Raw genomic sequence first — 21,008 nt, 5'->3', positions numbered from 1 at the left:
ATAAAATTAAGTAAGGATGAAACATATGAACGTGCCTATATTACCAACGTTAAGTACCTCATGCATTGTTATTAGTGCGATATTAGTGGCAATTGGTTGGAGACTTATTTGGAAAAAACAAATTGATAAGCATAAAAAAGTAATGCTATGGGCAGCTATTTTCGCAGCTACATTCTTTATTATTTATGCTAGTCGTACAATCTTTATAGGAAATACTGCATTTGGTGGTCCAGATAGTATTAAAATTTACTATACGATTTTCTTAGTATTCCATATTAACCTAGCAACAATTGGTGGGGTATTAGGCTTAATACAAATTTTTACGGCCTTCAAAGATAAATTTAATATTCATAGAAAAATTGGACCTATTGCTTCAATTATTTGGTTCTTTACAGCTATTACTGGTGTGGCAGTATATTTACTTTTATACATCTTATATCCAGGTGGCGAAACGACTTCATTAATTAAAGCAACTTTAGGTTTATAATTTAATATTTTAAATGTACTGATAAAACTTAATCGTAGGTTTTATCAGTTTTTTAATATATTTAAATCGGTAATTCATTTTACAAACATAAATAGCTAAAAGTGTTTATAATGAAATTTATGATGAAAATAGACTTATCTTGATTATGAAATATATATTTATGTACAATGATAATAATTCTATTGAGGTGGGTGAAAAATGAAAAAATTAGTAATACGAATATTAGGTGTAGTCTTTTTAGTTTCTTTTCTAATCTATTTATTTTACTCACCACGTTTAAAGTTTGATGTATTAGAAAACCCTAATAAAAATCAAAAAACTGAGCGAACTGAACAGTTTAAGAATACTAATAAAGATATTGAAAATCCAAAGCCTAAAAAAGGTGTAGGTACTTGGATTGGGAAAAATATTAATCAGCTTACTAAAAAGTATGGGCAAGCTAATCGTACATATCCTGTTAGTGATGGTTATAAAAATTATGTGTTTAAGAAGAAAAATCAATATTACATTGTAAGCGTTAAAGATAATCAAATTAAATCTGTATATGCTACTGGCAATGATGTAAATATGAGTCCGTTACATATAGGTGAAGAAAATTCTAAAATCTATGAAAATACAAGCATTAATCCTGAACCAACTATTAAATCTAATGGCAAGGTTTATGAGTTTGAATTGTCTGATGAAGACTTAAAAACGCAAACATTAATTAAATACGGTAATGTGTATGCGCAAGTATATTCTGATCAACAATCTAATAAGATTATGGCAATTCGTTTTTTAGATAAAGATGCATTAGCTTCATTACAACCATACAAAACCAATGAATCTCAGTCTTCATCTAGCAAAAAACATAAAGAATTACCATATGAACAAAATCCCAATCAGTTAATGACACTCTATGAAGTGACAAACGAAATGAGAAAGTTAAAAGGTTTAAAACCATTAAAAGTAAATAATGATATTGCGCATATAGCCTCTATTAATTTGTTTGATGCAACGAAGAGTGGTTATGATTCAGTTGAATTTACTGAAAATGCATTAAAACAGCAATTAGATGAACGAGATATTAGCTATACTTCTACAAGTCAAAATGTGGGTTATAACTTTGATGATGTTCCTACATTAATTCATAGTTGGATGAATTCGGATATTCATCGATCAAGAATGTTAAATACCAAGTATGATGAAATGGGCGGAGAAGTGATGAAAGATTATTATTCATTAATTTTCTTAGAAAAATAAGTAAGGGGAAGATGACAAATGATAAATGAAGAAACATTGTCTATTTTAGACGATGTCGAAGCATTGTCTGATATGATCGTAGATTCTGTAATATATCATGACTACATTGAAGCAAAGGAATTATTATATCAAGATGATGAAGCGCACTTATTATACTCAGCTTTTTTAAAGTCTAAAGATAAATATGATGATGTCATGCGTTTTGGTAGATATCATCCGGATTATAAAACAATAATGATGGAAACACGTCAACGTAAAAGAGCTTATGAAATGTTGCCTGTGGTTATGGACTATAAATCTAAAGAAGTAGAATTACAGAATTTAATAGATGAAGTGATTAGTAAAATTGCATTAGCAGTATCAGATAATGTAAAAATTGAAACGGGTAATCCATTCTTTCAAACAACTGCACATGGATGTGCTTCTGGAGGATCATGTAATTGCTCACTATAGAAAGATAAATGGCAAGGTCTATGTTTAACATTAGACCTTGCCATTATTTTGACATCTTATTTTAATGTTTCTTTAAACTGTTGTGCTAGATCAGGACGATCAGTTACAAGGGTATGTGCACCCTTTTGATAAAGGTCTGTCATTAAATCAATGCTATTAATGCCATAATATCCTGGTACGATGTTTAGTAGTGTTAACCATTTAATAAATCTTGCAGATGTAAGTCGTATACCTTTAAATTCGATAGGCATTTGGAAAGTATTAGCTTTAGGATGATAAGTGTTACCTCTAAAGGTATTGAATTTAATGAAAGCTTCAGTAACTTCACTTTGACTTGCACCAATTGCAACTGTACCTTTACTTAATTGGTCAAAGCGTTCTATTTGTTCTTTATGGAAACTTGTGACTAAAACACGGTGTTCTGCTTGATGTTTAGAAATTTGATGATAAAGTACTTCAGGTGCTATGGCACCTTCATAGCTATCAGGATGATCTTTCAAGTCTACATTGATATACATTTCTGGGTAAAGTTCTAATAACTCTTCAAACGTAAGAATTTTTGCGTCTGAATGTCCACGATATGGGTATTGACGATTAATATCTGTAAAATAATAACCGGCATCTAATTTTCTTAACTCAGCAAGCGTATGTTCACATACTTTTCCTGATCCATTCGTAGTACGATCTACCGTTGCATCATGGAAAACAATGAGCGCTTTATCTTTAGTTAATCGTACATCCGTCTCAAAGCCATCCACGCCATATTGAACTGCATTATCAAATGCTAATTTAGTTTGTTCAGGTCTTACGGCCATACCACCTCTATGAGCAAACAGATATGGTGCTACACCTGAAAAGAATGGAGGAATTGCATTAATTTCACGTGGCTTTTTATTTTGATTAATATAAAGCACACTTCCTATTATACTTGCCGCTGCTAATGAGCCATTAACTAACCACTTATTTAGTTTAACCATTTAATATCCTCCTTAAGTTATTAAAGTCATATTAACAGATAATAGTTATATATGGAAAATGAAGTGCGTACTGAAATAGAATGTGTTAACAATCAAATGATAGACAATACAATTGACAAATAAAATGTGTTTCCAAATGCAATTCCCTAGTTTATATTAAAAGGTGATTGTTATTTCATAAAATTTAAACTCATGATATGATTAAAATTGTATATCAAATGGAGTGAAGAGAGATGAATTTAGTTCCTAGAGTAAGCCTCGTCGTTTACTTAAAACACATTAAACACGAGAGACAAATTAGAAAATATGGTCACATCGTTCATTCTAATAGACAACGTAAGTACGTTATTATGTATGTTAATGAGAATGAAGCGGATGATGTTGTAAATAAATTAATGAAATTAAAATATGTAAGACATATCGATGGATCCCCTTATCGATTTTTAAAGAAAACTTATGAAAAAGAAAAACACGAAGTTTTATAACTCGTGTTTAAGATGACGTATTTTATTGTAATGGTGGAATCCATCGTTGTAGTCGTAACACGCTAATTAAATAATTAAAATACAAGTCATTGTCATGAAATGCTTCAGGTGGTTGAACGTCTATGCCTAAGACTGGAATATCATAGGCTTCTGCCTTGTTGTTAATCATTTCAAACTTTTTATTGCTATCAGGATAAGGATATTTTACTGCGTTCATCATCATGTACATTGCTTGAAAATAATTACCTTCAGTTGGTTGCATGACAATAGCGACAGATGATAATTGTTTTTCAGTTTGCGGTGAATGGAAATAAATAATTTTATCAATGCGTGAATGGTTATAGTCGATAAGTGTAGTAAATTCAAACAAATCTGTTAACCCTTCACCCAAGACAATAAATGATTGTTTCATATGTTAAATCAATCTCCTTTTAAGTCAAATTATATTAAATTACATAGTGAAATGGAAGTGTGAATGAAATGCGTGTGATAGCAGGAATACATAAAAGTAAAGCGCTAGAAAGCTTAGAGGGTCGCAATACTAGACCGACTATGGATAAAGTCAAAGAAGGCATCTTTAATAGTTTACATGAAGTATCAGGGCTTGGTTTAGATTTGTTTGCCGGTAGTGGTGCCCTTGGTATTGAAGCCTTATCTCGAGGAATGGATAAGGTCATTTTCGTAGATCAGAACTTTAAAGCGGTTAAAGTGATCAAATCAAATCTAAAACAACTCGATTTAATATCACAATCAGAAGTTTATAAAAATAATGCAGATCGAGCTTTGAAAGCCTTAGCTAAGAGAGAAATACAATTCGATTATATTTTTCTAGATCCACCATATAATAAAGGTTTAATCGATGAAGCATTAAAAAGCATTGCGGAGTTTAATTTACTAAAAGAAAATGGTATTATCATTTGTGAGTTTAGTAATGATGAACATATTCAAAGCGCACCGTTTAAAGAAATAAAAAGATATCATTATGGTTTGACAGATACTTTGTTATTAGAAAAAGGAGAATAATATGAATAAGACGAAAGCAGTCATTCCCGGAAGTTTCGATCCAATTACATATGGTCATTTAGATATTATTGAAAGAAGTGCAGATCGTTTTGACGAAATACATGTTTGTGTTTTAAAAAATAGTAGTAAGGGTGGCACTTTCAATTTAGACGAACGAATGGATTTAATAAGAGGCTCAGTAGCACATTTATCCAATGTAGAAGTTCACCATTATAATGGTTTGTTAGTAGATTTTTGTAAACAAGTTGGTGCTAAAACAATTATCCGAGGTTTAAGAGCGGTAAGTGATTTTGAATATGAACTACGTTTAACATCTATGAATAAAAAGTTGAACAGTGATATCGAAACCATGTATATGATGACTAGTACGAATTATTCATTTATTAGCTCGAGTATAGTAAAAGAAGTAGCAGCATACAAAGCTGACATTTCAGAATTTGTACCACCTAATGTAGCTAAAGCCTTAAAAGAAAAATATCATATATAATAAAAAATGTACTGTTATATAATGCGAATCACATTATGTAAAAGTACATTTTTTAAGATTTGATAACTGGTGTATTAAAATCATCATCGAATTGCTGGCTTATTAGATTATAGATATGCGTTGCTTTAATTTCAATTGGGAAATAAGTGGAAGATGATTGGTTGATATTCGTAATAAAATGTCGTTCTGGAAAATGTCGTTTTAGATATTTTAAATATGCCCGACCATTTTCATTCATACCTAATATTCTAGCAGCAAAGATATCATGGTTAATATCGCTTTGTTGAATATTAAGTAATATATTCATTAATACGCGTTGAATATGTGTATAAGTGTATCGTTTCGTTTTGACTTTAGATAATAAATCTTTAAATGAGTGTGCATACTTAATCATAGAGATTAATCGATTTTCCAAACCTTCACTCATAGTATATATGGTTTGAAGTGTTGAAATACGCTGTGTTAATAACTGATGTTTGATATACGGAAAGGCGTGCTCAACAGTTGTAAATTGCGAGTGATATAGTGACTTAATTTCTTCTGGAACAACGTTTTCCCAATCAGAATGATGATGAATGATAGATTGGCGTATGGATGATCCGCTAGCAAATTGTTGATGTTGAATCGTTTGCTCACGATGTTGTGCAGTATCGCGATGAATAGTGATAGCTTCTATTTGAGGTGCGAATTGCAGAATCCCTTTTAAATATCCAATACTTAGAATATTATTTGGTGATTGTAAAATATCATTTGTAGATTGTTGTTGGATTAATTCGTTAATGATCCTAGGATAACTCTTACCTTCTTTTAATTTTGATTTAAAGGCATCACTGTTTTCCAAATCAAGAACCTGTCGTGTAGCTTCTTTTAAGTCGTTAATATTGCCATGCTCGCTTCCAAATGAGATGGTATTAATATCTAAATAATCAGCTAATTTAATTGCCATTTCACCAAAGTAATCACCTGATGAAAGACTGGCGATGGTTGGAAGTTCAACGACTAAATCTACTGCTGATAGGGCCATTTGTGTACGAATAAATTTATTAAATAAAGCCGGTTCACCTCGCATGACAAAATTGCCACTCATAAGGGCAATAGAAACATCCGCTTGTGATTGTAATTTGGATTGTTGTGCATGATATAAATGCCCGTTATGGAATGGATTATATTCAGATATAATGCCAACACTTTTCATTTGCAATTCGTCCTTTCAGAATTCATTATTAGTATTGTAACAGAAGTATGTATGTTAAGAAAAAAATCTTGACATATTATACTGAGAAAGTTAAAATAAATTTTGTGCTTGTTAGAGGTGAAGCCATATGAAATGGTCAATAACACAATTAAGAAAATATCAAGGTAAACCATTTGAGTTTAATCAAACGGTGAATTTTGAACATTTAAAAGAATCATTAGATCTTATCGATCTTTCTGAAATCAATGTTGAAGGACAATTAACTGTTAAATCAAACGAAGTGATTGCAGATATGCATATCACTGGTACATATACGATGCCATGTGCACGTACATTAGTACCAGTAGAAGTACCGCTAGATGTCGAAACTTCTGAAGTGTTTGATTTAGAAGGCAGTGATTATTATACTGACGAAGAAGAGCAGGATGAACATTATCATTCAGCAACTGACGGTATGATTAACATTAAAGATATTGTTGAAGATTTTGTAATTATCGAGAAACCGATGAGAGCATATTCAGACAATAGCAATCAAATGTTAACTGAAGGCAATGGTTGGGAAGTGATTGATGAAGATGAATTCGAGGAACTTGTAAAAGAACAAGACCAAGAAGATGATGATTCAGACAGAAAGCAAGTTGATCCAAGGCTTCAGAAATTACAACAATTATACGATAAAGACCAATAGCAGTTTAATTAATGATATAATATTGTTAAATAAACTGATATCATTTAATGATGTGTTTAATTTTAAGGAGGATAAATCATGGCAGTACCTAAAAGAAGAACGTCTAAAACAAGAAAAAACAAACGTCGTACTCATTTCAAAATTTCAGTACCTGGTATGACTGAATGCCCAAGTTGTGGCGAATACAAATTATCTCACCGTGTTTGTAAAAACTGTGGTTCTTACAATGGTGAAGAAATCGTATCTAAATAATTTTAGATATCAATAAATATCCTAATTGGAATAGTCATTTCAATTAGGATATTTTTTATTATCATATATTTAAATAGGACAAAATATTGAAGTAACTTTTTCTATAAATTACGTAAAAATATCGATGGTTTGCTTTCGTTATTTAAAAAAGTAGCGCAATCCTATACAATTATATTGAAGAAGAAATCATCACATTGGAGATTAGATATATGGAACAAATTACGTCTGCACAGAATAATAAAATTAAAAATGCGAATAAATTGAAGAAAAAGAAAGATCGAGATAAAACAGGTTTAGCACTTATTGAAGGTGTACATTTAATAGAAGAAGCTTATCAAAGTGGCTTAGTGATTGAACAATTATTCGTTGTTGATCCAAGTAGAACGGATAGTAGCTTAATTGAGTATGCAAATGAAACATTTGAAATCAATTTAAAGGTAGCTGAATCATTATCTGGAACAGTAACACCTCAAGGGTTTTTTGCTGTCATTAAGAAACCGGACTATGATATAACGACTGCGAAACAGGTTTTATTAATTGATAGAATACAAGATCCAGGTAATCTGGGTACTTTAATTCGTACAGCAGATGCTGCAGGTATTGACCTGATTGTAATGGAAAAGGGAACAGCAGATCCTTATCAAGATAAAGTGTTACGTGCTAGTCAAGGTAGTGTATTTCATATTCCAGTTATATCAGAATCATTACAGTCATACATTAATACCTTTAATGATCCTGTTTATGGCACTGCATTAGATAACGCAGTAAGTTTTAAAGAGGTTGAAGCACAAGAGACATTTGCATTGATTCTTGGCAATGAAGGTGAAGGTGTAGATCCTGCATTATTAGAACATACTACGCAAAATATAACGATTCCAATATATGGACAAGCTGAAAGCTTAAATGTAGCCATTGCGGGTAGTATCTTGTTATATCAACTCAAAGGATAAATTTTAGATACTAAATAATCATTCTTATTTTTTCATAATGCGCTATGATGTGATTGTAGGTTGACCCTATATATCTAAATCGTCTATAATGAATGATGAATTCATAACAATAAATATTAACTTATATAAAAGTGAATCAATAGCCTATAAAAAGACTTAAATTAATGTATAAAGTTGTATAAGGGAGAATAATCGTGACTGAAAATTATTCCAACTTTGGTTAGTTTTTTTCATCTTTTTGGCTACTTAAAGAGATTTAAGTCGGAGTACGTCTTCGTTAGCAACGTATACAAGTGTATGCATAAGCATAAATTTGGGTGGTACCACGGAAGGCTTTCGTCCCAGTTAATGGACGAGAGTCTTTTTTATTTGTTGGAGTGAGATAAAAGAAAGATGACTGAGATATATATTAATGTCTGAGTATAAAAACATGTACTGGCAACTAAGGAGGAAGTTAAAATGACTCAAAATGATTATATGAGTGAATTAAAACAACAAGCATTAGTTGATATTAATGCTGCAAATGATGAAAAAGCATTACAAGATGTCAAAGTAAAATATTTAGGTAAAAAAGGTTCGGTAAGTAGTTTAATGAAAAATATGAAAGACTTACCTAATGAAGAAAAGCCAGCGTACGGACAAAAGGTGAATGAATTAAGACAAACGATTCAACAAGAACTAGATGAAAGACAAACGATTTTAGCCAATGAAAAGTTAAATCAACAACTTGCAGAAGAAACAATTGATGTGACATTACCTAGTCGCCAAATAGAAATAGGCTCAAAACATCCATTGACACGTACAATTGAAGAGATAGAAGATTTATTCTTGGGCTTAGGTTATGAAATTGTTGATGGTTATGAAGTAGAACAGGATCATTATAATTTTGAGGCATTAAACTTACCTAAATCACATCCTGCACGTGATATGCAAGATAGTTTTTATATTACTGAAGAGACTTTAATGAGAACACATACGTCTCCAGTACAAGCACGTACGTTGGAACAACGTAATGGACAAGGTCCAGTGAAAATTATTTGTCCAGGTAAAGTATATCGTCGTGATTCAGATGATGCGACGCATAGTCATCAATTTACACAAATTGAAGGTTTAGTTGTAGATAAAAATATTAAGATGAGTGATTTAAAAGGTACATTAGAATTATTAGCTAAAGAATTGTTCGGTGCAGATAGAGAAATTCGTCTACGTCCAAGTTATTTCCCATTCACTGAACCATCTGTAGAAGTGGATGTTTCATGCTTTAAATGTAAAGGCCAAGGTTGTAATGTGTGTAAACATACCGGTTGGATTGAGATTTTAGGTGCAGGAATGGTGCATCCTAACGTATTAACAATGGCAGGATTTGATGCTGATGAATACTCTGGATTCGCGTTTGGTATGGGACCTGACCGTATCGCTATGTTGAAGTACGGTATTGAAGATATTCGACACTTCTATACAAACGATGTGCGATTCTTAGATCAATTTAAGGCTGTAGAAGATAGAGGTGAAGCGTAATGTTAATTTCAAATGAATGGTTAAAAGATTATGTTGACGTAGAACAAGATGTTCAAGATTTAGCTGAACGTATTACACGTACTGGTATTGAGGTAGATGATTTAGTAGATTTAACAAAAGATATTAAAAATTTAGTGGTAGGCCATGTTATATCTAAAGCATCACATCCTGACGCTGACAAATTAAATATTTGCCAAGTCGATATTGGTGAGGAAACGCCTGTACAAATCGTTTGTGGTGCACCCAATGTTGATGAAGGACAATATGTCATTGTTGCTAAAGTGGGTGGCAGATTACCTGGTGGAATTAAAATTAAACGAGCTAAATTACGTGGTGAACGCTCTGAAGGTATGATTTGTTCATTACAAGAAATTGGTATTTCAAGTAATGTCGTACCTAAAGCGTTTGAAAATGGTATTTTCGTATTCCCTGAAAAAATAACGCCGGGTACAAATGCATTGGATGCATTGTACTTAAATGATCAAATTATGGAATTTGATTTAACACCAAACCGTGCAGACGCGCTAAGTATGGTCGGTACAGCTTATGAAGTTGCAGCACTATACGACACACAAATGACTAAGCCAGAAACAAATAGTAATGAAGAGGCTAACTCTGCAATGGAAGAATTACAAGTGACAGTGAAAAATAGCGATAAAGTTCCTTATTATAGTGCTAGAATCGTTAAAAATGTCACTATTGAACCATCACCAATATGGATGCAAGCACGTTTAATGAAAGCTGGTATCAGACCAATCAATAACGTTGTAGATATTTCTAACTATGTGTTATTAGAATATGGACAACCGTTACACATGTTTGATCAAGATCAAATTGGTTCAAATCATATTGAAGTTCGTCAAGCACATCAAGATGAAAAAATGACAACTTTAGACGATCAAGAAAGATCATTACTTGAGTCAGATATTGTTATTACTAACGGACAATCTCCAATTGCACTTGGTGGCGTGATGGGAGGCGACTTCTCAGAGGTTAGCGACAATACAACAAATGTTGTTGTAGAAGGCGCAATTTTTGATTCAGTATCAATTCGTCATACCTCAAGACGATTAAATTTACGTAGCGAAGCGTCAAGTCGATTTGAAAAAGGTATTGCTACAGAATTTGTTAACGAAGCAGTTGACCGCGCATGTTATTTATTAGAAACATATGCATCAGGTCGTGTGCTTAAAGATCGCGTAGCTCAAGGGGATTTAGGCTCGTTCATTACACCAATTCAAATTACAACAGATAAAATTAATCGTACGATTGGATTTAATTTATCTACTGAAGCAATTAAAAATATCTTTGAACAATTAGGATTTGAAACTGAAAGTAAACAGGATGAGCTTACTGTTTATGTACCATCAAGACGTAAAGATATTTCTATCAAAGAAGACTTGATTGAAGAAGTTGCTCGTATTTATGGTTATGATGAAATTCCATCAACTTTACCTGTATTTGAAGATGTTACTAATGGTGCATTAACTGATCGTCAGCATAAAACACGTACAGTTAAAGAAACAATTGAAGGTGCGGGTTTAAACCAAGCAATCACATATTCACTTGTATCAAAATCACATGCGAAAGATTTTGCATTACAAGATAGACCAACTATCGAGTTATTAATGCCAATGAGCGAGGCACATTCAACGTTACGCCAAAGTTTATTACCACATTTGATTGAAGCAGCTGCGTATAATGTTGCGCGTAAAAATCAAGATGTTAAATTATACGAAATTGGTCGTGTCTTCTTCGGTAATGCTGAAGGTGAATTGCCTGATGAAGTAGAATATTTAAGTGGTATTATGACAGGTGATTATGTAGTAAATCAGTGGCAAGGTAAGAAAGAAAAAGTGGATTTCTATTTAGCTAAAGGTGTCATAGAACGCGTAGCACAAAAACTTAACTTAAATTTTGAATATCGTGCTACAGAAATCAATGGTTTACATCCAGGAAGAACAGCGTTGGTATCTTTAAACGGTAAAGATATAGGTTTCATCGGAGAATTGCATCCTACAGTAGCTGCTGATAACGATTTAAAACGCACATATGTCTTTGAATTGAATTATGAAGAAATGATGAATGTATCAGTAGGTTATATCAATTACCAACCAATTCCTAAATATCCTGGTGTATCTCGTGATATTGCTTTAGAAGTTGAACATGATGTACCAGCATCTGAATTATTAAATACGATTCATCAAAATGGAGCTGATATTCTTCAAGATACGCTTGTGTTTGATGTATATGAAGGTGAGCATTTAGAAGAAGGTAAAAAATCAGTTGCCATCAGATTATATTATTTAAATACTGAAAATACTTTAACAGATGAACGTGTAACGAAAGTACATGACCAAATCATTGAAGCACTTAAAGCAAAAGGTGCAACAATTAGATAATTAAAAATAAAAGTAATAGGCAAGTTCTATTGTGGATACAGTAGAACTTGCCTTTTTGTGTATAGTAATTATTGATATTTTTTATTTACTAATATTTGTGCTTTCTCTCTATTTTTAAAATGTTTTTTTGAAATAGAATCGAGTTGCTCGACACCTAATTTTTCAATGATTTTTGCAGCGAATAAATCGACTTTATTGCTAGCACCTTTAGGTACATCCATTTTTATTGATTTAGACATTTGATCCATATGTTTAACAAATGCATATCTAGAGATAATACTCGCAGCTGCGATAGCTAATGACTTAGATTCACCCTTCGTTTCAAACTTTGTTTTATTAGGGAAAGGTAAATCGGACAAGGCATAACGTTGATAAACACCACGTTCCGCAAATTGATCTATTACAATATAATCTAATGATGGCGCATCAATTTTTTGAACAACATTCGCAATTGCTTGATTATGTAAGACAGCTTTCATTTTTACTTGTGACCAACCTGCACGTTGACGCTCATTATATTTGACGTTATCAAGAGTGAGCAAGGAATGTGGTATGAACGTTACAAGTTGTTCGGCAAGTTCGACGATTTTAGCGTCGGTTAACTTTTTAGAATCATCTACACCTAATTCCTTCAAAATCTTGACGTGATCCTTTGTGACATATGCCGCACATACTGTGAGTGGACCAAAATAATCGCCACTACCAGCTTCATCGCTTCCAATACAGTTATATTGATTATATTTAATTGAAGAAGTTGTTTTTTTAGAAGTTGAAGCTGCTGATTTTGGTGTTGAGCTACTTTTTTCAGGGAGTAATTGCTGTGCAACTATTTCGGCATTTTTTCCTTGAAACATGACTTTTCCAGAATTGTAAATATTAATCACAGCGTTATTATGTTTTGCTCGTGCTTTCATACCTTGAGGTAATTGGGATGTATCAAATTTAATCTTGGACATTAATGATTGAATCTCAGTTGCTGTTAATTTATGGACAACGTTTGCCATATAGTGTTAGACCTCTCTTTGCTAGAATCTTTTCATAATAATCAAATGATATCATAACATTAATAACCTTAGAATGATGACGGAAGGAAAAATAATAATTACTTGATAGGCTCATACTCTCTTGATAAATAGAAAGTTATTCTTTATCATCTCACTACTTACAAAATAAAGGTGACTCATGTATAATGTTTAATGATAAGTAAATGTATAAAACCAAACATTAATATTATGTTATGTTCAAAATAATATAGAAACATGATTTTGGTTAAATTAAATAAAGATACGGAATAATTTAATTAAAAGTCAGGAGATATCGATATGGGTGAGTTTAAGAATAGGATAAATGTTACAATCAATGATCAACATTTCACAATAATCGGCGATGATAGCCCGGAACATATAAGACATGTTGCACATTTAGTGGATGAGAAAATGAAAGAATTAGGACGAAAATCTGCAGGTTTAGACACTACTAGAAAAGCGATTTTAACAGCAGTGAACGTGATGCATGACAAAGTGAGCTTAGAAGAAGAAAATCGTCGATTACAACACGAATTAGATCAGATTAAACAACGAGAAGATTAAATGCTATTAGATATCGTTGTACTAATGATATTATGCTATGTTTCAATTGTTGGATTTCGACGGGGATTATGGCTTTCGAGCATACATGCTATAAGTACGTTTGCATCGTTATGGATTGCACAACAATTTTATCGAGAGATTGCGCAGCGATTAATTGTATTTTTACCATTTCCAAAGACTGTCGCATTTGATACACAATATGCCATTCATTTTAATCACCTACAGTATCGTTTTGAATCAATGATTGCTTTTATTGTGATTGCAATAAGCTGTAAGTTGATTTTATATCTAATCATCGTCACATTTGATAATATAGTGGCATATCAACCTTTAAATATCATAAGCCGCGTTTTAGGTATTGTTTTAAGCCTATTCATTGGTGTGATAATCATACAAATATTTACCTATATAATCGCGTTATATCCCAATGCAATGTTACAAGGTCAATTAGGACATTCATTACTTGCCAAACAAATTTTATTGCATACACCTTATGTTTCACAAATGATTTTAAATTTATAAAGAAAATGATATTGAGGTCAGGACAGACAATTTGAAAAAATGAGCTATGTCCTGGTCTTCTTTTTATGGAGAGATGTATATGACTAAAAAAGATGTGATTCAATTACTAGAAAAGATTGCTACCTATATGGAATTAAAAGGGGAAAATACTTTTAAAGTGTCAGCATACCGAAAAGCGGCACAGAGTATAGAAGTTGACGAAAGACCATTAGATGAAATAGAAGATGTAACAGAACTTAAAGGTATCGGTAAAGGTGTAGGTGATGTGATTAATGAATATAGACAAAATGGTCAGTCTACAGCTTTAGAAGACTTACAAAAAGAGGTGCCAGAAGGATTAGTACCTTTATTGAAAATACAAGGTTTAGGTAGTAAGAAAATTGCTAAATTATATAAAGAATTAAATATTACTGATAAAACATCGTTACAAGAGGCGTGTGAAACAGGAAAAGTTAGTGAATTAAGTGGCTTTGCGAAAAAAACTGAACAAAATATTTTAGAAGCAGTCAAAGCGTTAGGTGCTAAGAAAGAAAGTTATCCGATTGATCAAATGAGAGGGCTCAATCATCAAATCATTGAATATATTAGTCGGCTAGATGACATAGATCAATATGCTTCAGCAGGTAGCTTTAGAAGATATAAAGAACAAAGTAAAGATTTGGATTTTATTATTAGTACAAATCACCCAGAAAAAGTTCAGCAACAATTATTGGATATTCCAAATAAAGTTAAAGATGTAGCAATTGGGTCAACCAAAGTATCGTTAGAATTAGAGTATGACGATGAAACAATCGGTGTTGATTTTAGATTAATCGAACCTGTAGCTTTTTATCACACATTACAACATTTCACAGGTTCAAAAGATCATAATATTCGTATTAGACAATTAGCAAAAGCACAAGATGAAAAAGTGAGTGAATATGGCATTGAAAAAGCCAATGGAGAATTGCTTCAATTCAATAGCGAGGCGGAGATTTATGAACATTTCGGTGTATCATGGATTGAACCTTCAATGCGTGAAGATGGCAGTGAATTTGATAAAGATTTAAGTCAGATTATTCAACTCGATGATATTAAAGGTGACCTTCACATGCATACAACTTATAGTGATGGTGCATTTTCTATTAGAGATATGGTTGAGGCTAATATTGCTAAAGGCTATGAATTTATGGTGATTACAGACCATTCACAAAGTCTAAGAGTAGCCAATGGTTTACAAGTTGAACGCTTACTTCGCCAAAATGAAGAAATTAAGCAATTAAATAAAGAATATGATGAGATTGATATATACTCTGGCATTGAAATGGATATATTACCGGATGGTTCTTTAGATTATGATGATGAGATATTGGCACAACTAGATTATGTTATTGCAGCCATTCACCAAAGTTTTAATCAATCAGAAGCGGAAATTATGCAACGTTTAGAAAATGCTTGTCATAATCCATATGTGCGTCATATCGCTCATCCAACAGGTCGTATCATTGGGCGACGTCCTGGTTATGAGCCTAATATAGAAAAATTAGCTCAATTGGCTGAAGAAACAAATACTATCTTAGAAATCAACGCCAATCCTAAACGTTTAGACTTAAATGCACAAACCGTACGCCAATATCCAAATGTAAAGTTAACTATTAACACAGATGCGCATCATGTTGATCATTTAGAGTTTATGAAATATGGTGTTGCTACTGCTCAAAAAGGATTTGTAACTAAAGATCGTGTGATTAATACGATGTCTAGAGAAGCATTTAAATCATTTATCAATGATAATAAAAAATTGAAGAAATAGAGGGATTGCATGAGACAAAAAACATTAGACGTCTTAGAATTTGATAAAATAAAATCATTCGTAGCTAACGAAGCTATCAGTGATTTAGGACGTGAAAAAGTCGCAGAAATGTCTCCAGCAACAGATTTTGAAACTGTAGAATTTCAAATTAATGAAACAGATGAAATATCACAAATATATAATAAGCATCGATTGCCAAGTTTAAGCGGTCTAACCAAAGTAGCACAGTACATTCACCGTTCAACTATTGGTGGTGTATTAAATGTGACCGAATTAAATGCGATTAAACGCTTAATTCAAGTTCAAAATCAGTTTAAGACATTTTATAATCAATTATTAGAAGAAGATGAAGAAGTTAAATATCCTATCTTAGATAGCCAAATGGCACAATTACCCATTTTAACGGATTTATTTAAGGATATTAATGATAAGTGTGACGCCCATGATTTATATGACCATGCGAGTTACGAGTTACAAAGTATTCGAAGTAAAATATCAAGTACAAATCAACGAATTAGACAGAATTTAGATCGTGTGGTTAAAAGTCAGGCCAACCGAAAGAAATTATCAGATGCAATTGTAACTGTTCGAAATGATAGAAATGTAATTCCAGTAAAAGCAGAATATAGACAAGATTTTAACGGTATTGTTCATGATCAATCTGCATCAGGACAAACGTTGTATATTGAACCATCATCTGTGGTAGAAATGAACAACCAAATTAGTCGCTTGCGTAATGATGAGGCAGTTGAACGTGAACGTATATTAACTGAGTTAACGTCACAAGTAGCTGTTGAATCAGATGCATTATTATTAGCTGAATCGATTATGGGACATCTTGATTTTTTAATTGCAAAAGCAAGATATGCCCGTGCTATCAAAGGTACGAAACCTACATTTCATAATGAAAGAACAGTTTATTTACCTAATGCATATCATCCCTTATTAGATCATAATACGGTTGTAGCAAATACAATTGAGTTTGTAGATGATATTGAAACAGTGATTATCACTGGACCTAACACAGGTGGTAAAACTGTCACGTTAAAAACTTTAGGCCTTATTATAGTTATGGCACAATCAGGCATGCTTATTCCAACATTAGATGGCAGTCAACTCAGTGTCTTTGAGAATGTATATTGTGATATTGGTGACGAACAATCAATAGAACAATCTCTATCTACATTTTCATCTCATATGAAAAATATTGTAGAAATCTTAAAAGAAGCAGATAAAAATAGCTTAATATTATTTGATGAATTAGGTGCTGGAACAGATCCGAGTGAAGGGGCTGCTCTTGCTATGAGTATATTAGATCATGTAAGAAATCTAGGTGCTCTAGTGATGGCAACTACCCATTATCCTGAACTAAAAGCATATAGTTATAACCGTGAAGGCGTGATGAATGCGAGCGTCGAATTCGATGTGGAAACGTTAAGCCCAACATATAAGTTATTAATGGGTGTCCCAGGACGTTCTAATGCATTTGATATTTCTAAAAAATTGGGCTTGAGTCTTAATATAATTAATAAAGCCAAAACAATGATAGGTACAGATGAACAAGAAATTAATAATATGATCGAATCATTAGAGAAAAATTCAAAACATGTAGATGAACAACGCATTGAACTAGATAGACTGGTTAAAGAAGCGCAGACGACACATGATGAATTAGAAAAACAATATCAACAATATCAAAATTATGAGAAATCATTGATGGATGAAGCAAAAGAAAAAGCAAATCAACGTGTAAAATCTGCAACAAAAGAGGCAGATGCTATTCTTAAAGAGTTAAGAGAACTGAGAGATAAAAAAGGTGCGGATGTTAAAGAACACGAACTTATAGATAAGAAAAAACAACTTGATGATCAATATGAAGCAAAATCAATAAAACAAAATGTCCAAAAACAAAAATACGATAAAATCCAAGCTGGTGATGAAGTTAAAGTATTATCTTATGGCCAAAAAGGTGAAGTGCTCGAGTTAGTTGGAGATGAAGAAGCGGTTGTTCAAATGGGAATATTGAAAATGAAATTACCAATTGAAGATTTAGAAAAAATGAAAAAGAAAAAAGAAACACCGACTAAAATGGTCACAAGAGCTAACCGACAAACAGTTAAAACGGAACTTGATTTAAGAGGATATCGTTATGAAGATGCTTTAATTGAATTAGATCAATATTTAGATCAAGCCGTCTTAAGTAATTTTGAACAAGTTTATATTATTCATGGTAAGGGTACAGGCGCATTACAAAAAGGTGTGCAACAACATCTAAAAAGACATAAAAGTGTGAAAACATTTAGAGGTGGCATGCCTAGTGAAGGTGGATTTGGTGTTACCGTCGCATCACTAAAATAGAAGTATAGCCATAGTAATATGCTAAAAAAACGTATTCCTAATTGAGGATACTTCTATAAAAGGCTTTTAAAAATTGTTTTTTTAAACGAGCATAAGCAGATTGCAATGCATTACCTTATAAATTCTGTTATAATTTGCTCATCATTTAAAAATTAAGGAGGATTGGCAATTATGGCAATCGTAAAAGTAACTGATTCTGATTTTGATAGTAAAATTGAATCTGGTGTTAAATTGGTAGATTTCTGGGCTACTTGGTGTGGACCATGTAAAATGATCGCTCCAGTTTTAGAAGAATTAGCTGGGGACTATGAAGGTAAAGCAGATATCTTAAAATTAGATGTAGATGAAAACCCATCAACTGCAGCAAAATACGAAGTAATGAGTATTCCAACTTTAATCGTATTTAAAGACGGACAACCAGTTGATAAAGTAGTAGGTTTCCAACCTAAAGAAAACTTAGCAGAAGTATTAGATAAACATCTATAAGAATATAGAAACTGAGACTGGGGCATTTTCATAAATGCTCCAGCTTTGTTTTGTCTATTTATATTAACGTGCTCATAAAGGACGTACATGAGTAAGGTTGGCTATTCAATTTTTCGAAGAGAGGAGGACATAGATGGAAACGTATCAAGAAAAAATTAAAACAAAACTAAATGTAGTGCCATTGGAGCCAGGGTGCTATTTGATGAAAGACCGTAATGATCAAGTGATTTATGTCGGTAAAGCTAAGAAACTACGTAATCGATTACGTTCTTATTTTACGGGTGCACATGATGCAAAAACAACTCGCTTAGTAAGTGAAATTCGTAATTTCGAGTTTATAGTGACATCGAGTGAAACAGAATCCTTACTTTTAGAATTAAACTTAATTAAACAATATCAGCCACGTTATAACATTTTATTAAAAGATGATAAAAGCTATCCTTTCATCAAAATTACTAAAGAAAAGCATCCAAGATTAATTGTAACGAGAACCGTTAAAAAAGGGACTGGCAAATATTTTGGTCCATATCCTAATGCTTATTCCGCACAAGAAACAAAAAAATTATTAGATCGTATTTATCCATTTAGAAAATGCGATAAAATGCCAGATAAATTATGTCTTTATTATCATATTGGTCAATGCATGGGTCCGTGTGTGTATGATGTCGATTTAGATAAATATGCACAAATGACAAAAGAAATTAGTGACTTCTTACATGGTGAGGACAAAACAATATTAAACCATTTACAAGAACGCATGGAAAAAGCGAGTGAGTCTCTCGATTTCGAACGTGCAAAAGAGTACCGTGATTTAATCCAACATATTCATAATCTCACTAAAAAACAAAAAATTATGTCAACAGATAATACGATTCGTGATGTCTTTGGTTATAGCGTGTCGAAAGGTTGGATGTGCATTCAAGTCTTTTTCATTAGACAAGGGAATATGATTAAAAGAGATACTACGATGATTCCAATTCAACAAACTGAAGAAGAAGAATTTTATACTTTTATCGGTCAATTTTATAGTTTAAACCAACATATTTTACCGAAAGAAGTACATGTTCCGAAACATTTAGATAAAGACATCATACAATCGGTTGTAGATACTAAAATTGTACAACCATCTCGTGGTGCGAAAAAAGAAATGATTGATTTGGCAAATCATAATGCAGAAGTTTCGCTCAATAATAAGTTTGAATTGATTGCTAGGGATGAATCTAGAACGGTCAAAGCAATAGAAGAACTTGGTGAAAGAATAGGTATTCAGACACCAATTAGAATCGAAGCATTCGATAATTCAAATATTCAAGGTGTGGATCCTGTCTCTGCCATGGTAACTTTTGTTGATGGTAAACCAGATAAAAAAGGATATCGTAAATATAAAATTAAAACAGTCGAAGGTCCTGACGACTATAAATCAATGCGAGAAGTTGTTCGACGTCGATATACACGTGTACTAAACGAAGGTACACCTTTGCCTGATCTCATCATTGTCGATGGTGGTAAAGGGCATATGAATGGTGTTATGGATGTTCTTGAAAATGAATTAGGCTTAGACATACCAGTGGCTGGATTACAAAAAAACGATAAACACCAAACGTCCGAGTTACTATATGGTGCAAGTGCAGAAATCGTACCATTAAAGAAAAATAGTCAAGCCTTCTATTTACTTCATCGAATTCAAGATGAAGTGCATCGATTTGCTATTACGTTCCATAGACAGACAAGACAGAAAACAGGACTTAAATCTGTGCTTGATGATATTGAGGGTATTGGAGCAAAACGTAAAACGAAATTATTAAGAACATTTGGCTCAATTAAGAAAATGAAAGAGGCATCATTAGAAGAATTAAAAAAATCCGGACTTCCGGAAAATGTTGCAAAAAACTTACAGCACGCACTTCAAAACAAATAAAATTTCAATTTTTGGACATGAGAATAATTCTCATGTCCAAAAATGCTTTAAATAATGTTACAATATAGTTAACAAAAGGCTATTTTTTTAAAGTTGTTTGGAAGCGTTTTCTAATTGAGAATTGTTATCAATCATGTAGGGTTACATGAATTGCTATAGTACAGACATTCTACGACATCATTAT

General features: G+C 32.4%; 21 protein-coding genes. 17 read left to right on the top strand and 4 right to left on the bottom strand.

Annotated features, from left to right (window positions below; genetic code table 11):
* Positions 1-25 precede the first annotated feature (25 nt).
* The 3 genes from ACZ267_RS05105 to ACZ267_RS05095 all read left to right on the top strand — a co-directional run bounded on the left by ACZ267_RS05105 (position 26) and on the right by ACZ267_RS05095 (position 2,182).
* Complete coding sequence (locus ACZ267_RS05105; protein WP_002450665.1) at positions 26-487, top strand: DUF420 domain-containing protein; 462 nt, start codon at positions 26-28, stop codon at positions 485-487.
* A 198-nt stretch (positions 488-685) separates the two neighbouring features.
* Positions 686-1,729: a CAP-associated domain-containing protein gene (locus ACZ267_RS05100; protein WP_015365183.1), complete on the top strand. Its 1,044-nt coding sequence runs from the start codon at positions 686-688 to the stop codon at positions 1,727-1,729.
* An 18-nt stretch (positions 1,730-1,747) separates the two neighbouring features.
* Positions 1,748-2,182: a YlbF/YmcA family competence regulator gene (locus tag ACZ267_RS05095; RefSeq protein WP_002465502.1), complete on the top strand. Its 435-nt coding sequence runs from the start codon at positions 1,748-1,750 to the stop codon at positions 2,180-2,182.
* Between the two features lie 56 nt (positions 2,183-2,238).
* On the opposite strand, the gene ACZ267_RS05090 is transcribed toward ACZ267_RS05095, so the two are convergent.
* Positions 2,239-3,159 carry a glycerophosphodiester phosphodiesterase gene (locus ACZ267_RS05090; protein ID WP_019235866.1) on the bottom strand — a complete coding sequence of 307 codons (921 nt, stop codon included), beginning with the start codon at positions 3,157-3,159 and terminating at the stop codon, positions 2,239-2,241.
* A 233-nt stretch (positions 3,160-3,392) separates the two neighbouring features.
* On the opposite strand from ACZ267_RS05090, the gene ACZ267_RS05085 reads away from it, so the two are divergent.
* A complete protein-coding gene (locus tag ACZ267_RS05085; RefSeq protein ID WP_002450661.1) occupies positions 3,393-3,644 on the top strand; it encodes a DUF2129 domain-containing protein in 252 nt (83 codons plus the stop codon).
* 22 nt (positions 3,645-3,666) lie between these two features.
* Here the strand turns inward: ACZ267_RS05085 and ACZ267_RS05080 are convergent, their stop codons facing one another.
* A complete protein-coding gene (locus ACZ267_RS05080; protein WP_002450660.1) occupies positions 3,667-4,056 on the bottom strand; it encodes a DUF7147 family protein in 390 nt (129 codons plus the stop codon).
* Between the two features lie 68 nt (positions 4,057-4,124).
* Here ACZ267_RS05080 and rsmD point away from each other — a divergent pair, with 68 nt between their 5' ends.
* Both rsmD and coaD read left to right on the top strand, forming a co-directional pair.
* Entirely contained in the window at positions 4,125-4,667 is a 543-nt protein-coding gene (rsmD, locus tag ACZ267_RS05075; RefSeq protein ID WP_002466531.1) for a 16S rRNA (guanine(966)-N(2))-methyltransferase RsmD, read from the top strand.
* A gap of 1 nt (position 4,668) precedes the next feature.
* Complete coding sequence (gene coaD / locus ACZ267_RS05070; RefSeq protein ID WP_015365179.1) at positions 4,669-5,154, top strand: pantetheine-phosphate adenylyltransferase; 486 nt, start codon at positions 4,669-4,671, stop codon at positions 5,152-5,154.
* 52 nt (positions 5,155-5,206) lie between these two features.
* Here the strand turns inward: coaD and ACZ267_RS05065 are convergent, their stop codons facing one another.
* Positions 5,207-6,349: a nucleotidyltransferase gene (locus ACZ267_RS05065; protein ID WP_015365178.1), complete on the bottom strand. Its 1,143-nt coding sequence runs from the start codon at positions 6,347-6,349 to the stop codon at positions 5,207-5,209.
* Between the two features lie 127 nt (positions 6,350-6,476).
* On the opposite strand from ACZ267_RS05065, the gene ACZ267_RS05060 reads away from it, so the two are divergent.
* From ACZ267_RS05060 to pheT, 5 genes are all read left to right on the top strand, one after another.
* Positions 6,477-7,037, top strand: a complete 561-nt coding sequence (locus tag ACZ267_RS05060; RefSeq protein ID WP_002466530.1) for a YceD family protein — start codon at positions 6,477-6,479, stop codon at positions 7,035-7,037.
* 78 nt (positions 7,038-7,115) lie between these two features.
* On the top strand, positions 7,116-7,289 hold the full coding sequence (rpmF, locus tag ACZ267_RS05055; protein ID WP_002442221.1) for a 50S ribosomal protein L32: 174 nt from the start codon (positions 7,116-7,118) through the stop codon (positions 7,287-7,289).
* Positions 7,290-7,498: 209 nt separating this feature from the next.
* Entirely contained in the window at positions 7,499-8,239 is a 741-nt protein-coding gene (locus tag ACZ267_RS05050; protein ID WP_463680291.1) for a TrmH family RNA methyltransferase, read from the top strand.
* Between the two features lie 459 nt (positions 8,240-8,698).
* A complete protein-coding gene (pheS, locus tag ACZ267_RS05045; protein WP_015365177.1) occupies positions 8,699-9,757 on the top strand; it encodes a phenylalanine--tRNA ligase subunit alpha in 1,059 nt (352 codons plus the stop codon).
* Positions 9,757-12,159 (top strand): phenylalanine--tRNA ligase subunit beta, encoded by a 2,403-nt coding sequence (gene pheT, locus ACZ267_RS05040; RefSeq protein WP_079449139.1) that lies wholly within the window; start codon positions 9,757-9,759, stop codon positions 12,157-12,159. The genes pheS and pheT overlap by 1 nt, the downstream gene beginning before the upstream one ends.
* Before the next feature lie 68 nt (positions 12,160-12,227).
* On the opposite strand, the gene rnhC is transcribed toward pheT, so the two are convergent.
* On the bottom strand, positions 12,228-13,163 hold the full coding sequence (gene rnhC / locus ACZ267_RS05035) for a ribonuclease HIII (RefSeq protein WP_019235867.1): 936 nt from the start codon (positions 13,161-13,163) through the stop codon (positions 12,228-12,230).
* Between the two features lie 318 nt (positions 13,164-13,481).
* Between rnhC and zapA the strand changes: the two genes are divergently transcribed.
* From zapA to uvrC, 6 genes are all read left to right on the top strand, one after another.
* On the top strand, positions 13,482-13,748 hold the full coding sequence (gene zapA / locus ACZ267_RS05030; protein ID WP_002450651.1) for a cell division protein ZapA: 267 nt from the start codon (positions 13,482-13,484) through the stop codon (positions 13,746-13,748).
* Complete coding sequence (locus ACZ267_RS05025; protein WP_002466000.1) at positions 13,749-14,270, top strand: CvpA family protein; 522 nt, start codon at positions 13,749-13,751, stop codon at positions 14,268-14,270.
* Between the two features lie 79 nt (positions 14,271-14,349).
* The gene (polX, locus tag ACZ267_RS05020) at positions 14,350-16,062 is read left to right on the top strand and encodes a DNA polymerase/3'-5' exonuclease PolX (RefSeq protein ID WP_015365174.1); all 1,713 of its coding nucleotides are present in this window, start codon (positions 14,350-14,352) and stop codon (positions 16,060-16,062) included.
* A gap of 9 nt (positions 16,063-16,071) precedes the next feature.
* On the top strand, positions 16,072-18,420 hold the full coding sequence (locus ACZ267_RS05015) for an endonuclease MutS2 (protein ID WP_047210711.1): 2,349 nt from the start codon (positions 16,072-16,074) through the stop codon (positions 18,418-18,420).
* 171 nt (positions 18,421-18,591) lie between these two features.
* Positions 18,592-18,906, top strand: a complete 315-nt coding sequence (trxA, locus tag ACZ267_RS05010) for a thioredoxin (RefSeq protein ID WP_002450647.1) — start codon at positions 18,592-18,594, stop codon at positions 18,904-18,906.
* Positions 18,907-19,039: 133 nt separating this feature from the next.
* On the top strand, positions 19,040-20,824 hold the full coding sequence (gene uvrC, locus ACZ267_RS05005) for an excinuclease ABC subunit UvrC (protein WP_079449140.1): 1,785 nt from the start codon (positions 19,040-19,042) through the stop codon (positions 20,822-20,824).
* Positions 20,825-21,008 lie beyond the last annotated feature (184 nt).

The sequence above is a fragment of the Staphylococcus sp. AC872 genome, from assembly GCF_979255425.1.
This window is presented reverse-complemented; position numbering and strand designations above follow the sequence as displayed.

What these genes read in the sequence shown, in the direction of transcription:
- ACZ267_RS05105 (WP_002450665.1), top strand. Translation starts at nt 26, where the DNA reads ATGAACGTGCCTATATTACCAACGTTAAGTACCTCATGCATTGTTATT.
- ACZ267_RS05100 (WP_015365183.1), top strand. Translation starts at nt 686, where the DNA reads ATGAAAAAATTAGTAATACGAATATTAGGTGTAGTCTTTTTAGTTTCT.
- ACZ267_RS05095 (WP_002465502.1), top strand. Translation starts at nt 1,748, where the DNA reads ATGATAAATGAAGAAACATTGTCTATTTTAGACGATGTCGAAGCATTG.
- ACZ267_RS05090 (WP_019235866.1), bottom strand. Translation starts at nt 3,159, where the DNA reads ATGGTTAAACTAAATAAGTGGTTAGTTAATGGCTCATTAGCAGCGGCA.
- ACZ267_RS05085 (WP_002450661.1), top strand. Translation starts at nt 3,393, where the DNA reads ATGAATTTAGTTCCTAGAGTAAGCCTCGTCGTTTACTTAAAACACATT.
- ACZ267_RS05080 (WP_002450660.1), bottom strand. Translation starts at nt 4,056, where the DNA reads ATGAAACAATCATTTATTGTCTTGGGTGAAGGGTTAACAGATTTGTTT.
- rsmD (WP_002466531.1), top strand. Translation starts at nt 4,125, where the DNA reads ATGCGTGTGATAGCAGGAATACATAAAAGTAAAGCGCTAGAAAGCTTA.
- coaD (WP_015365179.1), top strand. Translation starts at nt 4,669, where the DNA reads ATGAATAAGACGAAAGCAGTCATTCCCGGAAGTTTCGATCCAATTACA.
- ACZ267_RS05065 (WP_015365178.1), bottom strand. Translation starts at nt 6,349, where the DNA reads ATGAAAAGTGTTGGCATTATATCTGAATATAATCCATTCCATAACGGG.
- ACZ267_RS05060 (WP_002466530.1), top strand. Translation starts at nt 6,477, where the DNA reads ATGAAATGGTCAATAACACAATTAAGAAAATATCAAGGTAAACCATTT.
- rpmF (WP_002442221.1), top strand. Translation starts at nt 7,116, where the DNA reads ATGGCAGTACCTAAAAGAAGAACGTCTAAAACAAGAAAAAACAAACGT.
- ACZ267_RS05050 (WP_463680291.1), top strand. Translation starts at nt 7,499, where the DNA reads ATGGAACAAATTACGTCTGCACAGAATAATAAAATTAAAAATGCGAAT.
- pheS (WP_015365177.1), top strand. Translation starts at nt 8,699, where the DNA reads ATGACTCAAAATGATTATATGAGTGAATTAAAACAACAAGCATTAGTT.
- pheT (WP_079449139.1), top strand. Translation starts at nt 9,757, where the DNA reads ATGTTAATTTCAAATGAATGGTTAAAAGATTATGTTGACGTAGAACAA.
- rnhC (WP_019235867.1), bottom strand. Translation starts at nt 13,163, where the DNA reads ATGGCAAACGTTGTCCATAAATTAACAGCAACTGAGATTCAATCATTA.
- zapA (WP_002450651.1), top strand. Translation starts at nt 13,482, where the DNA reads ATGGGTGAGTTTAAGAATAGGATAAATGTTACAATCAATGATCAACAT.
- ACZ267_RS05025 (WP_002466000.1), top strand. Translation starts at nt 13,749, where the DNA reads ATGCTATTAGATATCGTTGTACTAATGATATTATGCTATGTTTCAATT.
- polX (WP_015365174.1), top strand. Translation starts at nt 14,350, where the DNA reads ATGACTAAAAAAGATGTGATTCAATTACTAGAAAAGATTGCTACCTAT.
- ACZ267_RS05015 (WP_047210711.1), top strand. Translation starts at nt 16,072, where the DNA reads ATGAGACAAAAAACATTAGACGTCTTAGAATTTGATAAAATAAAATCA.
- trxA (WP_002450647.1), top strand. Translation starts at nt 18,592, where the DNA reads ATGGCAATCGTAAAAGTAACTGATTCTGATTTTGATAGTAAAATTGAA.
- uvrC (WP_079449140.1), top strand. Translation starts at nt 19,040, where the DNA reads ATGGAAACGTATCAAGAAAAAATTAAAACAAAACTAAATGTAGTGCCA.